The following is a 500-nucleotide window of genomic DNA, read 5'->3' on the forward strand; positions in this document are numbered from 1 at the left end:
TTTCTAAGGAAGAAAAGTAAGGGTTGTTTCTATTGTTTAGTTATCAAAAAGATAACAGAATATTTCTGGTGGCGATGCGCTTAGGGGACACACCCGTTCCCATCCCGAACATGATGGTTAAGACCTAAGCGGCCGATGGTACTGCACTGGAGACGGTGTGGGAGAGCAGGTGGCCGCCAGAACTGCAAAAAATAAGACGGATTCGCCGTCGAAGTTCATATAGATACAGACACAGAGTCTGAGGGGATTCTGCGGTCAACCCAATCAGCAGGGCAGTGCTGTTAATGATAGCTGGTTTTACCAGTGATTAAAGATTAGAAATAAGATTTCTGGTTTTTAATGACTGATAACATCAGTCAGAAAATACATAACAGATGATCTGTTATGCAATGTACCTTGAAAACTGCATACAAAGAAAATCAATTCTCAAATATATAGAGAAAGACATCCGAGGTGATTGTTATTCTTAAGAGTAACAATTAACTAACACTTCGAGAAAA

At 40.0% G+C, this 500-nt stretch carries 1 rRNA gene; it reads left to right on the plus strand.

Features of this window, described 5'->3' with window-relative positions:
- Positions 1-64 precede the first annotated feature (64 nt).
- Positions 65-182: ribosomal RNA gene (gene rrf, locus ACTNA4_RS16135) — 5S ribosomal RNA — on the plus strand.
- The last annotated feature ends 318 nt before the right edge of the window (positions 183-500 follow it).

Origin of the sequence: Bariatricus sp. HCP28S3_A7 (genome assembly GCF_052066375.1) — a bacterium.
Taxonomy (GTDB): Bacteria; Bacillota; Clostridia; order Lachnospirales; family Lachnospiraceae; genus Allocoprococcus.